Genomic DNA, 15277 nt, shown 5'->3' with positions numbered 1-15277 from the left:
CCCGCATCCCTTGTCGCGATCGTCGGTTCTGGTTCATGGGCGGCGGCATTCAGGAACGTCGGCCCATGACGAAAAAGGCCCCGCCGTGGTGGCGGGGCCTTTCGCGCTTATTCAGCAGTCAGCAAGGGTGTCTTGGACTTGCCGATCCGTGGGGCATCGGGGCCGGTGATGTCGAAGGCCGGCTTGTCGTCCTCGATCTTGACGCGCACCACGCCGCCCTTGGTCAGGCGGCCGAACAGCAGTTCCTCGGCCAGGGGCTTCTTGATGCTTTCCTGGATCACGCGGCCCAGGGGGCGGGCGCCCATGCGGTCGTCGTATCCCTTTTCGGCCAGCCAGTTTGCAGCCTCGGGGGTCAGCTCGATATGGACATTGCGGTCCATCAGCTGCGCTTCCAGTTGCAGCACGAACTTCTCAACGACGTGGACCACGACGTCGCGCGACAGCGGTGCGAAGCTGATGATCGCGTCCAGACGGTTGCGGAACTCGGGCGTGAAGGTCCGCTCGATCGCGGCCGTGTCCTCGCCCTCGCGCCGGTCGCGGCCGAAGCCGATCGCGGCCTTGGCCTGATCCGCGGCGCCCGCATTCGAGGTCATGATCAGGATCACGTTGCGGAAATCGACGGTCCGCCCGTTATGGTCGGTCAGGCGACCCGCATCCATGATCTGCAGCAGGATGTTGAACACATCCGGATGCGCCTTCTCGATCTCGTCCAGCAGCAGCACGCAATGCGGGTGCTGATCCACGCCGTCGGTCAGCAGGCCGCCCTGGTCGAAGCCGACATAGCCCGGAGGCGCGCCGATCAGGCGGCTGACGGCATGCTTCTCCATGTACTCCGACATGTCGAAGCGGATCAGCTCGACCCCCAGGCTGGAGGCCAGCTGCTTGGCCACCTCGGTCTTGCCGACACCGGTCGGGCCCGCGAACAGGTAGTTGCCGATGGGCTTCTCGGGCTCGCGCAGGCCCGCACGGGCCAGCTTGATGGCGCTGGACAGCATCTCGATGGCGTTGTCCTGGCCAAACACGACGCGCTTCAGACCGGCATCCAGATCGCGCAGGACCTCTGCGTCGTTCTTGCTGACGTTCTTGGGCGGGATGCGGGCGATCTTGGCCACGACGGCCTCGATCTCCTTGGGGCTGATCGTCTTGCGGCGCTTGCTCTCGCTGACCAAATGCTGGGCGGCACCGGCCTCGTCGATGACGTCGATCGCGCTGTCGGGCAGCTTGCGGTCGTTGATGTAGCGTGCCGCCAGCTCCACCGCCGACTTGATCGCGTCATTGGTATAGCGCAGGTCGTGATGCGCCTCGAAATGCGGCTTCAGACCCATCAGGATTTTGATGGTGTCCGGCACCGAAGGCTCGTTCACGTCGATCTTCTGGAACCGGCGGCTCAGCGCGCGGTCCTTCTCGAAGTGCTGGCGATACTCCTTGTAGGTCGTCGAGCCCATGCAGCGCAGCTTGCCGCCCGCCAACGCGGGTTTCAGCAGGTTCGACGCATCCATCGCCCCGCCCGAGGTCGCGCCCGCACCGATCACGGTGTGGATCTCGTCGATGAACAGGATGGCGTCGGGATGCGCCTCCAGTTCCTTGACGACGGCCTTCAGCCGCTCCTCGAAGTCGCCGCGATAGCGTGTGCCGGCCAGCAGCGCGCCCATGTCCAGCGAGAAGATCGTCGCACCGGCCAGGACCTCGGGGGTCTCGCCGCGGGTGATCTTCAGCGCCAGCCCCTCGGCGATGGCGGTCTTGCCCACGCCCGGATCACCCACCAGCAGCGGATTGTTCTTGCGCCGGCGGCACAGGACCTGAATGGCCCGCTCGACCTCGGATTCGCGTCCGATCAACGGGTCCACGTCGCCCTTCTTGGATTTGACGTTCAGATCGACGCAGTACTTGCCAAGCGCGGTCTCGTCCTTGGGGTCGGGGGCGGCCTCGGCCTTGCTCTGCTCGACCGGCTCCTCCGATCCGACCACCTTGCGGGGCTCGTTGAAGGACGGGTTCTTGGCCACGCCATGGGCGATGAAGTTGACCGCGTCGTAACGGGTCATGTCCATCTCCTGCAGGAAGAAGGCCGCATTCGATTCGCGCTCGGCAAAGATCGCGACCAGCACGTTCGCGCCGGTGACCTCCTGCCGGCCCGAGCTTTGCACGTGGATCGCCGCGCGCTGGATGACGCGCTGGAACGCGGCCGTGGGCACGGCCTCCGAACCTTCGACGTCGGTGATCAGGGTCGACAGGTCATCCTCGATGAAATCGACCAGCGTCTTGCGCAGATCCTCGAGGTCCACGTTGCAGGCGCGCATGACCTTGACCGCATCGGGCTCCTCGGTCAGCGCCAGCAACAGGTGTTCCAGCGTCGCAAGCTCGTGTCGATGTTCGTTCGCCAGCGCAAGCGCCTGGTGAATGGCCTGTTCCAGGGAGGTCGAGAAACTTGGCACGGTCGTCTCCTGTCAGTCGGCTGGCGGTATGGGCTGTTCGCGGCCCACCTGCCCAGACTGTCACGGTAGGGTTAAGATTTGGTGGATTTCGTTCGGCTTCAAGTGATTTTTCAGACAGGTGCCACGATTTTCCCACGCTTGAGGCAGATGTGATGTCGCAAAGCCCGCATTTCAAGCGCGGGGCCGGCACGCCCCCGCGCGCCGATGCCGCAGGCCTCAGAAATCGTCCTTCATCCGGCGGAGGCGGGCAAAGACCTGCGCGTCGTCCGCCTCCGCCATCCCAAGCGCCGGTGCCAGCGCGGCGGCGCGCAGGAAGGGGTTCGTGGCGCGCTCCACCTCCAGCGTGGCGGGGGCGCAAGGGATGCGCGCTTCGGCGATGGCTGACAAGCGGTCCTGCAGCGCCGCGTTGTCGGGATCGACCGACAGGGCAAAGGCGCCGTTGCCCGTGCAATAGTCGTGCCCCGAACAGATCAGCGTGTCGCCGGGCAGGGCGTTCAGCCGCGACAGGCTGTCCCACATCATCGCGGGGTCGCCCTCGAACAGGCGACCGCAGCCCAGGGCCATCAGGCTGTCGGCGGTGAAGGCCATCGCACTGTCCGGAAAATGAAACGCCACGTGGCCCACGGTATGGCCCGACACGTCGATCACGTGGACGGGTTCGCCCAGAACCTCCAGCGGCTCTCCTGGCACGACGCTGACGTCCAGCGGCGGCAGGCGATGCGCATCGGCGGCGGCCCCGATGACCCGGGCACCGGTGGCGGCGACGATCTCCGGCACGGCCTGGATGTGGTCGTCGTGGTGATGGGTCAGCAGGATCGCGTCCAGCCCCCAGCCCCGCGCCTCCAGCTCGGTCAGGACCGGCATGGCCTCGGGGGCGTCGATCAGAACGGTGCCCGCGTCGGAATGCAGCAGATAGGCATAGTTGTCCTTGAGACAGCGCAGCGTGACCAGTTCCAGCGGCATTGGCAAATCCTTGACCATGTGTTCACCTGAGCCTGTCAAAACCGGGACCTGCGCGCAATGCACCACGACATCGACCAGCTGCGACGGTTCTATTACCAGCGGGCGTTGGGGCGCGTGGTCCAGCGGATCCTGCGCGACCGGCTGACGGCGCGGTGGGACCCTGCGCGCAGCAGCGGCATGACCGTGGCGGGGTTCGGGTTCGCAGCGCCGATGCTGCGGCCCTATCTGCCGACCGCGCGGCGGGTGACCGCGCTGATGCCCGGCCCGCAGGGGGTGATGGGCTGGCCCGCGGGCATGCCCAACCATGCCGTCCTGTGCGATGAGACCGCCTGGCCCATCCAGACCGGCAGCCTGGACCGGTTGGTGATGCTGCACGGGCTGGAGACCAGCGAGCATCCCCGCGAACTGCTGACCGAGGCATGGCGCTGCCTGGGTCCCGGCGGGCGGATGATGCTGATGGTGCCGAACCGGGCGGGCCTGTGGGCCGCATCGGACCGCACGCCCTTCGGCTTTGGGCGGTCCTACACCACCGGTCAGATCGAGGCGCAGATGCGCCGCGCGGGGTTCCAGCCCGATTGGCATGGCAGCGCCATCTACATCCCGCCCTCGGACCGGCGATTCTGGCTGCGCAGCGCCCAGTTCTGGGAACGCACCGGCGCGCGGATCAGCCGGGTGCTGATCGCCGGCGTCATCATGGTCGAACTGTCCAAGCATGCCCGCGCGCCGGTCGGCCCCGGGGTGCGAATCCATGTGCCCAGTCCGCTGGAGATCCTGGACGGAGTGGCCCGTCCGCGTCCGCAAGCCGCCCCGACGGCCCGCGAAATCGACTTAAACCGGCCCCTGATGCGACATCCTGCCGCACGGTGCGCGGGCCCGGGATGCGGGGTGTTAGCGCTGTCCCCGTGGGGTTTCGTCGATCCTGCGCCGTTTGTCGCAAAGGCCCGCGTTTCAGGGCCCTGGACGGTTGCCGGGCGTCAAATCACCTGCTAGAGACGCCCCAGATTTGCGCGCGACCTTCCATCAGCCGCGCGACCGCGACCCGCACCCCGCGACAGACCAGGCAGCAGCCCGGCCCGCCAGCGGGGTTTGCGCAAACCGTAAAGGATGACCGTGGCCAACTCTGTTTCCATCTCCCAGAGCATCGCCGGACGCTATGCGCAGGCCGTCTTCGAGATCGCGAAGGAAAGCGGGGGCATGGACGCCCTGGCCACCCAGACCGACGATCTGAACGCCGCCCTGCACGACAGCGCCGAGCTGCGCGACCTGATCGCCAGCCCGATCTATTCCCGTGACCAGCAGGCGGCCGCGATCGGCGCGCTGTCAACCCGCATGGGCCTGTCGCCGGTGCTGGCCAACACGCTGCAGCTGATGGCGAAGAATCGCCGCCTGTTCGTGCTGCCGCAGCTGACCGCCCGCCTGGCGGAGCTAATCGCTACGGAGCGGGGCGAGGTCACCGCCGACGTCACCAGCGCCATCGCGCTGACCGATGCGCAGATGGACCGCCTGAAACAGACCCTGGCCGAGAAATCCGGCAAGACGGTCAAGCTGAACACGCGCGTCGATGAGACCCTCATCGGCGGCATGATTGTCAAGTTGGGCTCGCAGATGATCGACAGTTCGGTCCGCTCGAAGCTCGCTTCCCTGCAGAATGTCATGAAAGAGGTCGGATAATGGGAATCCAGGCTGCCGAAATTTCGGCGATCCTCAAGGAGCAGATCAAGAACTTCGGCCAGGACGCCGAAGTTGCCGAAGTTGGTCAGGTCCTGTCCGTCGGTGACGGCATCGCGCGCGTCTATGGTCTGGACAAGGTCCAGGCCGGCGAGATGGTCGAGTTCCCCGGCGGAATCCGCGGCATGGTGCTGAACCTCGAGACCGACAACGTCGGTATCGTGATCTTCGGCGACGACCGCTCGATCAAGGAAGGCGACACCGTCAAGCGCACGCGCTCGATCGTGGACGTTCCTGTCGGCAAGGCCCTGCTGGGTCGCGTCGTGGACGGCCTTGGCAACCCGATCGACGGCAAGGGCCCGATCGAGACGACCGAGCGCCGCATCGCCGACATGAAGGCCCCCGGCATCATGCCGCGCAAGTCGGTCCACGAGCCGATGGCGACCGGCCTGAAGTCGGTCGACGCCATGATCCCCGTCGGCCGCGGCCAGCGCGAGCTGATCATCGGCGACCGTCAAACCGGCAAGACCGCGATCGCGCTGGACACGATCCTGAACCAGATGAGCTACAACGGCCGCGAGGCCGAGGGCATGAAGACCCTGCACTGCATCTATGTCGCCGTCGGCCAGAAGCGCTCGACCGTGGCCCAGCTGGTCAAGAAGCTGGAAGAAACCGGCGCCATGGCCTACACCACCGTGGTGGCCGCGACCGCGTCCGACCCGGCGCCGATGCAGTTCCTGGCGCCCTATTCGGGCACCGCGATCGGCGAATACTTCCGCGACAACGGCATGGACGCGCTGATCATCTATGACGACCTGTCCAAGCAGGCCGTGGCCTATCGCCAGATGTCGCTGCTGCTGCGCCGTCCGCCCGGACGCGAAGCCTATCCGGGCGACGTCTTCTATCTGCACTCGCGTCTGCTGGAGCGTTCGGCCAAGCTGAACGAGGCCAACGGCTCGGGCTCGCTGACCGCGCTGCCGATCATCGAGACGCAGGCGGGCGACGTGTCGGCCTATATCCCGACCAACGTGATCTCGATCACCGACGGCCAGATCTTCCTGGAGACCGAACTGTTCTTCCAGGGCGTCCGCCCTGCCGTGAACACCGGTCTGTCGGTCAGCCGCGTGGGTTCGGCCGCCCAGACCAAGGCGATGAAATCCGTCGCTGGTCCGGTCAAGCTGGAACTGGCGCAGTACCGCGAGATGGCAGCCTTCGCCCAGTTCGGTTCGGATCTGGACGCCGCGACGCAGCGCCTGCTGAACCGCGGTTCGCGCCTGACCGAGCTGATGAAGCAGCCGCAGTACCGTCCCCTGACCAACGCCGAGATCGTCATCGTGATCTATGCCGGCACCAAGGGCTATATCGACAACGTGCCTGTGCGCGACGTCGTTGCCTGGGAAGACGGTCTGATCCACTTCCTGCGCGGCCAGAAGTCCGACCTGCTGGACGACATGACCCGCAACGACCGCAAGGTCAGCGGCGAGCTGGAAGCCTCGATCAAGGCGGCGCTGGACGAATACAACCGCACCCGCGCCTGAGGGGGGAATAGATGCCCAGTCTCAAGGATCTCAAGAACCGGATCGGAAGCGTCAAGAACACGCGGAAGATCACCAAGGCGATGCAGATGGTCGCCGCCGCAAAACTGCGCCGGGCGCAGGACGCGGCGGAAGCCGCGCGTCCCTATGCCGACCGCATGGCGGCCGTCATGGCCGGCCTGAAAGCGAATGCGGCAGGCCAGTCCGGCGCGCCCCGCCTGCTGGCCGGAACGGGCGACGACAAGCGTCATCTGCTGGTCGTGATGACGGCGGAACGCGGCTTGGCCGGCGGCTTCAATAGCTCGATCGTGCGTCTGGCCCGCCAGCACGCCGACCGGCTGCGCGCCGAGGGCAAGGACGTCGCGATCCTGACCGTCGGCAAGAAGGGCCGCGAGCAGCTCAAGCGCGACTATGGCAGCCTGTTCGTGCACCATGTCGACCTCTCCGAGGTCAAGCGCATGGGCTATGACACGGCCCGTGCCATCGCCGACGAGGTGCTGACCCGCTTCGACACCGGCGATTTCGACGTGGCGACGATCTTCTACAACCGGTTCGAATCGGTGATCAGCCAGGTTCCGACCGCGCGCCAGATCATCCCCGCCGAAGTCCCCGAGGGCGCGTCCGAGACGAACGCCCTCTACGACTACGAACCGGGCGAGGAAGAACTGCTGGCCGATCTGCTGCCCCGTTCGGTGGCCACGCAGATCTTTGCGGCGCTTCTGGAGAATGCGGCGTCCGAGCAGGGCGCGCGGATGAGTGCCATGGACAACGCCACGCGCAACGCGGGCGACATGATCGACAGGCTGACGACGCAGTACAACCGCTCGCGTCAGGCTGCGATCACCACGGAGCTGATCGAAATCATTGCGGGCGCCGAGGCGCTCTGACCGTAAAGCAAAGGTGACAACATGGCAGAGGCCACTGGTAAAATTACGCAGGTGATCGGCGCCGTCGTTGACGTGCAGTTCGAGGACCGGCTTCCCGCGATTCTGAACGCGCTGGTAACCCAAAACAACGGCAAGACGCTGGTGCTGGAAGTTGCCCAGCATCTGGGCGAGAACACCGTCCGCACCATCGCCATGGACGCGACCGAAGGTCTGGTCCGCGGCGAGGTCGTGACCGACACCGGCAACCCGATCATGGTGCCCGTGGGCGACGTGACCCTGGGCCGCATCCTGAACGTCGTGGGCGAGCCCGTGGACGAGGGCGAAGCCCTGGCCACCAGCGAGACCCGCGCCATCCATCAGGCCGCCCCCGACTTCGCCGCACAGGCGACCAGCTCGGAGATCCTGGTGACCGGCATCAAGGTCATCGACCTGCTGGCCCCCTATTCCAAGGGCGGCAAGATCGGCCTGTTCGGCGGCGCCGGTGTGGGCAAGACGGTTCTGATCATGGAACTGATCAACAACATCGCCAAGGTGCACTCGGGCTATTCGGTGTTCGCCGGCGTGGGTGAGCGCACCCGCGAGGGCAACGACCTGTACCACGAGATGGTCGAATCGGGCGTCATCGTTCCCGACAACCTGGTCGATTCGAAAGTGGCCCTGGTCTATGGCCAGATGAACGAGCCGCCGGGCGCCCGCATGCGCGTCGCCCTGACCGGCCTGACCCTGGCGGAGCAGTTCCGCGACGCGTCGGGCACGGACGTGCTGTTCTTCGTGGACAACATCTTCCGCTTTACCCAGGCCGGGTCCGAAGTGTCGGCTCTGCTGGGCCGCATCCCGTCCGCCGTGGGCTATCAGCCGACGCTGGCCACCGACATGGGCGCGATGCAGGAACGCATCACCTCGACCAAGAACGGCTCGATCACCTCGATCCAGGCCGTCTACGTCCCGGCCGACGACCTTACCGACCCGGCGCCCGCCACGACCTTCGCCCACCTGGACGCCACGACGGTTCTGTCGCGCGCGATCTCGGAACTGGGCATCTACCCGGCCGTGGACCCGCTGGACTCCAACAGCCGCATTTTGGACCCCGCCGTCGTCGGCGAGGAGCACTATCAGGTGGCGCGCGATGTGCAGGGCATCCTGCAGAAGTACAAGTCGCTGCAGGACATCATCGCGATCCTGGGCATGGACGAACTGTCCGAAGAGGACAAGCTGACCGTGACCCGTGCGCGCAAGATCCAGCGCTTCCTGTCGCAGCCCTTCGACGTCGCCAAGGTCTTCACCGGTTCCGACGGCGTCCAGGTGCCGCTGGAGAAGACCATCGCCTCGTTCAAGGCGGTCGTCGCGGGTGAGTACGACCACCTGCCGGAATCGGCCTTCTACATGGTCGGCGACATTGACGACGTGAAGGCCAAGGCAGAGCGTCTGGCCGCAGAAGCGGCGTAAGGGGGCAGAATGGCCGATACCATGCAGTTCGACCTCGTGTCGCCGGAACGGAGCCTCGCCTCCGTTCCCGTGCGCGAGGTGCGCCTGCCGGGCAGCGATGGCGATCTGACCGCCATGCCCGGCCATGCGCCCACGATCGTGACCCTGCGTCCGGGCATGGTGATCCTGGTGGGTGCCGACGGCACCACCAGCGAATTCGCCGTCACCGGCGGCTTTGCCGAGATCAACCAGGACAGCGTCAGCCTGCTGGCCGAACGCGGACACCCGCGCGAGGAGATCACGCAGGACGTCTACAACGACATGATGAAGGACGCCCACCGCGCCCATCGCAGCGCCAAGGATCGGCGCGAACATGTCGGCGAAGAGGTCGTGACCGCCGCCGTCAAGCTTCTGGGCGACATGCAGGCGCTTGGCACCCATATCGGGCTGGACCCCAATCAGTCGACGGTTCCGGACTGATCCGTCCGACCATCGACATCTTGAAAGGCCCCGGCACTGCCGGGGCTTTTTTTTCACCCTGGCCGCCGCTAGCATCGCCGCGCGGGTGACGGGAAGGACCGGATGATACGATTTGCAACCCACGAGATCGGGATCGCACGCGGTGCAGTCACGATGGTCTCTGATTTCGACACGCAGGGGCCGATGTGGACCGAGACGGGCGATCGGTCGCACCGCCAGCGTGTCGAGTTCGGCGACCGCTTCGTGGCGCCGCCTGTCGTGCATCTTGGCGTCGGGATGTGGGACCTGGACAGCGATCGCAATCAGCGCGGCGACCTGCAGGTCGAGAACGTGACCCTGACGGGGTTCGACATCCTCTTCCGCACCTGGGGTGACACCCGCATCGCGCGGATGCGGGTGGAGTGGATGGCCATCGGGGCTGTGCCCGACGAACAGGACTTCATCCTCTAGGCGCGGTCCAGGTTGACCCCGATCAGTCCCGCGACCTGTTCCGGATGGGTCAGGGGCGCCATGTGGCCGGCACCGGGGATCGTGGCGCGCCCGACATCGGGCAACCGGCCCGCCAGCGCGTCGATGATGCCGCCGATCACCGCCGGGCTGTCGGCCCCCTGGACCAGCAGCACCGGGGCGTCGACCTGCTCCAACCCGCCCTCGCGCAGGATGCGTGCGCTGTCATGGCGAAGCGCGTCGCCGGTCCCGGCCACCAGCCCGATCTGGCGCACCATCTGGGCGCGGGCCTCGGGGGGCAGGCGGTCGGGGTCCTGCGCGCCCCAGACCGACAGGAAGGCCGCCATGGCCTGGTCGTCCTGGCCCTGGTCCAGAAGGTCGGCCATGCGGGCATCCAGCGCGTCCTGGGCCGGGTCTGGGCAGGCGGCGAACAGCACCGGTTCGATCAGGGTCAGGCTGCGCACGGCATCGGGCGCCGCGACCGCGATGCGCAGCGCCACGGTCGCGCCGAAGCTGTGACCAATCAGGTCCAGCGGCCTGTCGATCATCGCCGCGGCCAGACGCGTGACCGCGGTGTGATAGTCGGGGCCGTCGGGCTGGGGCTGCCAGTCGTCGCTGCGCCCGTGGCCCGGCATGTCGAAGCCCCGCAGATCGACGCGCCCTTCCAGCAGCCGCGCGATCGGACCCCAGGCCGACCCGCTGCCCATCATGCAATGCAGCGCCAGTGCCGGGCGATCCTGATCGCCCGGCCAGTGCCGCAGGTGCAGTCCGCTCATAGCGCGGCCAGATGGCGGTCCAGAAAGTCCAGCCGGTCCTGGCCCCAGAACCGCTGATTGGTCTCGCGCACGACATAGAAGGGGGCGCCGAAGGCCCCGGCGGCCACCGCCTGTTCCAGGTTGCGGCCATAGGTCTCGGCGCCCACGAAGAGGCCCGTGTCGGCTAGGGACGGGTCGAACCCGTTGGCGCCCAGGATGTCGCGGATCACCGCGTCGTCGCTGATGTCGCGTTCCTCGGCCCAGACCGCCCGCAGAAAGCCCTGGACCAGCGCGCCGGCATCGCCCCCCGCCGCCTGCGCGGCGATGATGGCATAGGACGACGGCGCCATGTTCACCGGCCAATGCGCGGGCTTGAGGTTCAGGGGCATGTCCAGATGGTCGGCCCACCGGGGCAGTTCCTGGTTGCGGTAGTCCATCCGGCTGGCATGGCGCTGCGCCGGGCGCACCCCGCCGGTCCGGTCGAACAGTTGCAGCAGGTCCAGGGGCTTGTAGGTGATCTGCGCACCGTGCCGGGCGGCGATCTGTTCCAGGCGGTCGCCGGCAAGATAGCACCAGGGGCTGATCGTCCCCAGATAATAGTCGATATGGGCCATGGCCTTGTCCTTTCCGGGTTTGCCCGCAGGCTAGCCCGGTGCTAAGGCAACCGCAATCTGACGCAACCGCCAAAGGCCCGCCCCATGCCCGTCATGACCGAACCCAAGCTGATTTCCGGAAACGCCAACCGACCGCTGGCCCAGTCCATCGCGCGGCGCATGTCCCTGCATCGCGGCATGAGCGTCAACCTGCTGGACGCCCGCGTCGAACGCTTCAACGACCAGGAGATCTTCGTCGAGGTCTACGAGAACGTCCGCGGCGAGGACATGTACATCATCCAGCCCACGTCGAACCCGGCCAACGACAACCTGATGGAGCTGCTGATCATGACCGACGCGCTGCGCCGGTCGTCGGCCGCGCGCATCACGGCGGTGATTCCCTATTTCGGCTATGCCCGCCAGGACCGCCGCGCCAAGGCCCGCACCCCGATCAGCGCCAAGCTGGTCGCGAACCTGCTGACCGAGGCGGGCGTGGACCGCGTCCTGACGCTGGACCTGCACGCGGCCCAGATCCAGGGCTTCTTCGACGTGCCGGTGGACAACCTCTATGCGGCGCCGGTCTTTGCGCTGGACGTGCAGCATCACTTCAAGGGGCGGATGAACGACCTGATGGTCGTGTCGCCCGACGTCGGCGGTGTGGCCCGGGCCCGCGAACTGGCCACCCGGATCGGTGCGCCCCTGTCCATCGTCGACAAGCGCCGCGAGAAGGCCGGAGAGATCGCCGAGATGACCGTGATCGGTGACGTGGCGGGCAAGGCCTGCATTATCGTGGACGACATCTGCGACACCGCCGGCACGCTGGTCAAGGCGGCGCAGGTGCTGACCGACAACGGCGCGACCGAGGTCCATGCCTACATCACCCACGGCGTCCTTTCTGGCCCGGCGGTCGAGCGGGTCACCAATTCGGTGATGAAATCGCTGGTCATCACCGATTCGATCCAGCCCACCGATGCGGTCAGGAACGCGCCCAACATCCGCATCGTGCCTACCGCACCGATGTTCACGCAGGCGATTTTGAATATCTGGAACGGCACCTCGGTCAGCAGCCTGTTCGAGACGGACACCCTTCTGCCGATCTACGAAGGGCTGTATTCGCCGATCTGACCGGATCGTCCCGACGGCGTCCAAGGGCCGGCCCCGTCGCGGGGCCGGCCCTTTGTCATGGGTTCACAGCGCGCGCCAGCCGATGTCGCGGCGGCAGAAGCCCTGCGGCCAGTCGATCGCGTCGACCAGCGCATAGGCGCGCTGATGCGCCTCGGCCAGGGTCGCGCCGCGCCCGGTGCAGGCCAGCACGCGCCCTCCGGTGGCGACAACCGCGCCATCGCGGTCGGCCGTGCCCGCGTGAAAGGTCATCTGAAAGCTGGTTTCGGGCAGGGCCTGCAGGCCGCCGATGACGGTCCCCTTGGCATAGCTGCCGGGATATCCCTGGGCCGCCATGACCACCGTCAGGGCGTGATCGTCGGCCCAGGTCACGGGGGTTTGGGCCAGCCGCCCCTCGGCGCAGGCCAGCAGCAGGTCCAGCACCTGCCCGCCAAGCCGCATCATCAGCACCTGGCATTCCGGGTCGCCGAAGCGGACGTTGTATTCGACCAGCCGCGCCTGTCCGTCCGCGATCATCAGCCCGGCATAGAGCACCCCCTGGAAGGGCATGCCGCGCCGGGCCATTTCCGCGATGGTCGGGCGCACGATGCGCGCCATCACCTGGTCCTGGATCGCCTGCGTCAGCACCGGGGCGGGGCTGTAGGCGCCCATGCCGCCAGTATTCGGGCCGGTATCGCCATCGCCCACGCGCTTGTGGTCCTGGGCGGTGCCGATGGCCAGGCAGTCGGTGCCGTCGGACAGGATGAAGAAGCTGGCCTCCTCTCCGTCCATGAACTCCTCGATGACGACGGACATGTCGCCGAACGCCCCGTCGAAGATGTCGTCGATGGCGGCATGGGCCTGGTCCAACGTCTCGGCCACGGTAACGCCCTTGCCGGCGGCCAGCCCGTCGGCCTTGACCACGATGGGCGCGCCCTGGGCGGTCACGTAATCGCGCGCGGCGGCGGCATCGGTAAAGCGCGCCCAGGCCGCGGTGGGGGCGGCGCAGGCGTCGCAGATCTCCTTGGTGAAGGTCTTGGAGGCCTCCAGCTGGGCCGCGGCCTGGGACGGGCCGAAGACCAGGAAGCCCGCGTCCCGCAGCGCGTCGGACACGCCCGCGGCCAGGGGCGCCTCGGGGCCGACGATGACGAAGTCGATGGCGTTGCCTTGGGCGAATTCCAGCACATCGGCGCGGGACAGCACGTCTAGATCGGCGCATTCGGCGACGCCCGCGATGCCCGCATTGCCCGGCGCCACGATCAGGCGGTCGCATTTCGGGTTCTGCCGGATCGCCCAGGCCAGCGCATGTTCGCGCCCGCCGCCGCCCAGGATCAGGATATTCATCTGCCGCCCTTTCGCTTGACCTTGCGGCGTTCTAGTCTGGCCGGGACAAGGGAACAAGACGCATGGACCTGCTGGACGACGACATGGACGATGCCCCAGAGCCGGGCAGCAACGCGCATGAATTCACCGTGTCCGAACTGTCCGGCGCGGTCAAGCGCAGCATCGAGGACCAGTTCGGCCGCGTCCGCGTGCGGGCCGAGGTCGGGCGCGTGTCCCGTCCCGGATCGGGGCATCTGTATTTCGACCTGAAGGACGACCGCGCCGTGCTGGCCGCCGTCACCTGGAAGGGGCAGGCCGCCCGCCTGATCCAGCGCCCCGAGGAGGGGATGGAGGTCATCGCCACCGGCCGCCTGACGACCTTTCCGGGCCAGTCGAAATACCAGATGATCGTCGATCAGATCGAGCCCGCCGGTGCGGGCGCGCTGATGGCCATGCTGGAGAAGCGTCGCAAGGCCCTGGCGGCCGAGGGGCTGTTCGATCAGGACCGCAAGCGCGCGCTGCCGTTCCTGCCGCGGGTGATCGGGGTGGTGACCTCGCCGTCCGGTGCGGTGATCCGCGACATCCTGCACCGGCTGCGCGACCGCTTTCCGACCCGCGTGATCATCTGGCCGGTGGCCGTGCAGGGGGAGGGTTGCGCGCCGCAGGTGACGGCCGCGATCCGGGGCTTCAACGCGCTGTCGCCGGGCGGGCCGATCCCCCGGCCGGACCTGATCATCGTGGCGCGCGGCGGCGGGTCGCTGGAGGATCTGTGGGGCTTCAACGAGGAATCGGTCGTGCGGGCGGCGGCGGACAGCGCCATCCCCCTGATCTCGGCCGTGGGGCATGAGACGGACACGACGCTGATCGACTTCGCCTCGGACCGGCGCGCGCCGACGCCGACGGCTGCGGCCGAGATGGCCGTCCCGGTCCGCGCCGACCTGGCCGCGCGCCTGGCCGAGGCCGGGGCGCGGATGGCGCGCAGCAATGCGCAGGCGATCCAACGCCCGCGTCAGCGTCTGCGCGATCTGGCCCGCGCGCTTGGTCGTCCTGCGGCGCTGACGGAAGGCGCGCGGCAGCGGCTGGACCTGTGGGGCGGGCGGCTAGAGCCCGCGCTGCGGCAGCTGGCGCGGGCGCGACGGCAGCAGCTGGCCTCGCGGCCCATGCCCGCGGCGATGTTGCGCCAGTTCACCCAAGGCAAGCGCGCCGGGATGGACCGCGCGCTGATGCGGCTGGAGGGCGCGCGCGCCCGGCGGCTGGAGCGTCCGCGCGACCGGCTGGCGCAGCTGCGCCAGCGGCTGGACAATTCGTTGGTGCGGGTCCTGGCCGATACGCGGCGCGTGACGGCGCAGCAGGATGCGCGTCTGGGGGATCTGGACCGGCGGCTGGTCGCGGCGACGGCCCGCATCCGCCGTCAGCGGCAGGATGCGCTGGTCCGGCTGGACCGGATGCGGCTGTCCCTGGGGCACGAACAGACGCTGCGGCGCGGCTTCGTGATCCTGCGCGACGCGGAGGGCGGGGTGATCACCACGCCCGAGGTCGCCGCCCGGACCCCGCGGATGGAGCTGCAATTCGCGGGCGACCGCCGCGTGGCCGTGCGCCTCGACGCGGCCCCCGAGAAGCCCAAACGTCGCAAGCCCGCGCCGCCCGAGCAGAAGACGCTGATCTGAC

At 67.7% G+C, this 15277-nt stretch carries 14 protein-coding genes; 9 read left to right on the top strand and 5 right to left on the bottom strand.

Going from position 1 to position 15277, the window contains the following annotated elements:
• Positions 1 to 107: 107 nt before the first annotated feature.
• Positions 108 to 2432, bottom strand: a complete 2325-nt coding sequence (gene clpA, locus LZ686_RS04240) for an ATP-dependent Clp protease ATP-binding subunit ClpA (RefSeq protein WP_127899013.1) — start codon at positions 2430 to 2432, stop codon at positions 108 to 110.
• A gap of 216 nt (positions 2433 to 2648) precedes the next feature.
• Positions 2649 to 3395, bottom strand: coding sequence for a hydroxyacylglutathione hydrolase (gene gloB / locus LZ686_RS04235; protein ID WP_349547077.1), 747 nt, complete (start codon positions 3393 to 3395; stop codon positions 2649 to 2651).
• Between the two features lie 57 nt (positions 3396 to 3452).
• Here gloB and LZ686_RS04230 point away from each other — a divergent pair, with 57 nt between their 5' ends.
• From LZ686_RS04230 to LZ686_RS04200, 7 genes are all read left to right on the top strand, one after another.
• The gene (locus LZ686_RS04230) at positions 3453 to 4385 is read left to right on the top strand and encodes a methyltransferase domain-containing protein (protein ID WP_349547076.1); all 933 of its coding nucleotides are present in this window, start codon (positions 3453 to 3455) and stop codon (positions 4383 to 4385) included.
• 114 nt (positions 4386 to 4499) lie between these two features.
• Positions 4500 to 5066 (top strand): F0F1 ATP synthase subunit delta, encoded by a 567-nt coding sequence (locus LZ686_RS04225; RefSeq protein WP_045982959.1) that lies wholly within the window; start codon positions 4500 to 4502, stop codon positions 5064 to 5066.
• Positions 5066 to 6601 (top strand): F0F1 ATP synthase subunit alpha, encoded by a 1536-nt coding sequence (atpA, locus tag LZ686_RS04220; protein ID WP_045982958.1) that lies wholly within the window; start codon positions 5066 to 5068, stop codon positions 6599 to 6601. Before LZ686_RS04225 ends, atpA begins: the two co-directional genes overlap by 1 nt.
• An 11-nt stretch (positions 6602 to 6612) precedes the next feature.
• Positions 6613 to 7485 carry a F0F1 ATP synthase subunit gamma gene (locus LZ686_RS04215; protein ID WP_349547075.1) on the top strand — a complete coding sequence of 291 codons (873 nt, stop codon included), beginning with the start codon at positions 6613 to 6615 and terminating at the stop codon, positions 7483 to 7485.
• Between the two features lie 21 nt (positions 7486 to 7506).
• Positions 7507 to 8931, top strand: coding sequence for a F0F1 ATP synthase subunit beta (gene atpD / locus LZ686_RS04210; protein ID WP_045982956.1), 1425 nt, complete (start codon positions 7507 to 7509; stop codon positions 8929 to 8931).
• 9 nt (positions 8932 to 8940) lie between these two features.
• Complete coding sequence (locus LZ686_RS04205; RefSeq protein ID WP_045982955.1) at positions 8941 to 9390, top strand: F0F1 ATP synthase subunit epsilon; 450 nt, start codon at positions 8941 to 8943, stop codon at positions 9388 to 9390.
• Positions 9391 to 9492: 102 nt separating this feature from the next.
• Positions 9493 to 9840 (top strand): H-type lectin domain-containing protein, encoded by a 348-nt coding sequence (locus LZ686_RS04200; RefSeq protein WP_045982954.1) that lies wholly within the window; start codon positions 9493 to 9495, stop codon positions 9838 to 9840.
• On the opposite strand, the gene LZ686_RS04195 is transcribed toward LZ686_RS04200, so the two are convergent.
• Entirely contained in the window at positions 9837 to 10613 is a 777-nt protein-coding gene (locus tag LZ686_RS04195; RefSeq protein ID WP_349547073.1) for an alpha/beta fold hydrolase, read from the bottom strand. The two genes, LZ686_RS04200 and LZ686_RS04195, sit on opposite strands and share 4 nt — an antisense overlap.
• The gene (locus LZ686_RS04190) at positions 10610 to 11206 is read right to left on the bottom strand and encodes a 2-hydroxychromene-2-carboxylate isomerase (RefSeq protein ID WP_045982952.1); all 597 of its coding nucleotides are present in this window, start codon (positions 11204 to 11206) and stop codon (positions 10610 to 10612) included. Before LZ686_RS04190 ends, LZ686_RS04195 begins: the two co-directional genes overlap by 4 nt.
• A gap of 84 nt (positions 11207 to 11290) precedes the next feature.
• Here LZ686_RS04190 and LZ686_RS04185 point away from each other — a divergent pair, with 84 nt between their 5' ends.
• Positions 11291 to 12310: a ribose-phosphate pyrophosphokinase gene (locus LZ686_RS04185; protein ID WP_045982951.1), complete on the top strand. Its 1020-nt coding sequence runs from the start codon at positions 11291 to 11293 to the stop codon at positions 12308 to 12310.
• Positions 12311 to 12373: 63 nt separating this feature from the next.
• Here LZ686_RS04185 and purD read toward each other — a convergent pair whose 3' ends face one another.
• On the bottom strand, positions 12374 to 13630 hold the full coding sequence (gene purD, locus LZ686_RS04180; RefSeq protein WP_349547072.1) for a phosphoribosylamine--glycine ligase: 1257 nt from the start codon (positions 13628 to 13630) through the stop codon (positions 12374 to 12376).
• A 62-nt stretch (positions 13631 to 13692) separates the two neighbouring features.
• Between purD and xseA the strand changes: the two genes are divergently transcribed.
• Positions 13693 to 15276, top strand: a complete 1584-nt coding sequence (gene xseA / locus LZ686_RS04175) for an exodeoxyribonuclease VII large subunit (RefSeq protein ID WP_349547071.1) — start codon at positions 13693 to 13695, stop codon at positions 15274 to 15276.
• Position 15277 lies beyond the last annotated feature (1 nt).

The sequence above is a fragment of the Paracoccus sp. NFXS7 genome, assembly GCF_040148865.1.
GTDB classification, from domain to species: Bacteria; Pseudomonadota; Alphaproteobacteria; order Rhodobacterales; family Rhodobacteraceae; genus Paracoccus; species Paracoccus marcusii.
Note: the sequence above shows the minus strand (reverse complement) of the source record. Positions and strands in the feature narration are given on the sequence as shown.

Coding starts and splice junctions, on each gene's coding strand:
- LZ686_RS04195 (WP_349547073.1), bottom strand. CDS start 10,613: ATGAGCGGACTGCACCTGCGGCACTGGCCGGGCGATCAGGATCGCCCG.
- purD (WP_349547072.1), bottom strand. CDS start 13,630: ATGAATATCCTGATCCTGGGCGGCGGCGGGCGCGAACATGCGCTGGCC.
- LZ686_RS04215 (WP_349547075.1), top strand. CDS start 6,613: ATGCCCAGTCTCAAGGATCTCAAGAACCGGATCGGAAGCGTCAAGAAC.
- atpD (WP_045982956.1), top strand. CDS start 7,507: ATGGCAGAGGCCACTGGTAAAATTACGCAGGTGATCGGCGCCGTCGTT.
- gloB (WP_349547077.1), bottom strand. CDS start 3,395: ATGCCGCTGGAACTGGTCACGCTGCGCTGTCTCAAGGACAACTATGCC.
- LZ686_RS04185 (WP_045982951.1), top strand. CDS start 11,291: ATGCCCGTCATGACCGAACCCAAGCTGATTTCCGGAAACGCCAACCGA.
- LZ686_RS04190 (WP_045982952.1), bottom strand. CDS start 11,206: ATGGCCCATATCGACTATTATCTGGGGACGATCAGCCCCTGGTGCTAT.
- atpA (WP_045982958.1), top strand. CDS start 5,066: ATGGGAATCCAGGCTGCCGAAATTTCGGCGATCCTCAAGGAGCAGATC.
- LZ686_RS04230 (WP_349547076.1), top strand. CDS start 3,453: ATGCACCACGACATCGACCAGCTGCGACGGTTCTATTACCAGCGGGCG.
- LZ686_RS04225 (WP_045982959.1), top strand. CDS start 4,500: ATGACCGTGGCCAACTCTGTTTCCATCTCCCAGAGCATCGCCGGACGC.
- LZ686_RS04200 (WP_045982954.1), top strand. CDS start 9,493: ATGATACGATTTGCAACCCACGAGATCGGGATCGCACGCGGTGCAGTC.
- LZ686_RS04205 (WP_045982955.1), top strand. CDS start 8,941: ATGGCCGATACCATGCAGTTCGACCTCGTGTCGCCGGAACGGAGCCTC.
- xseA (WP_349547071.1), top strand. CDS start 13,693: ATGGACCTGCTGGACGACGACATGGACGATGCCCCAGAGCCGGGCAGC.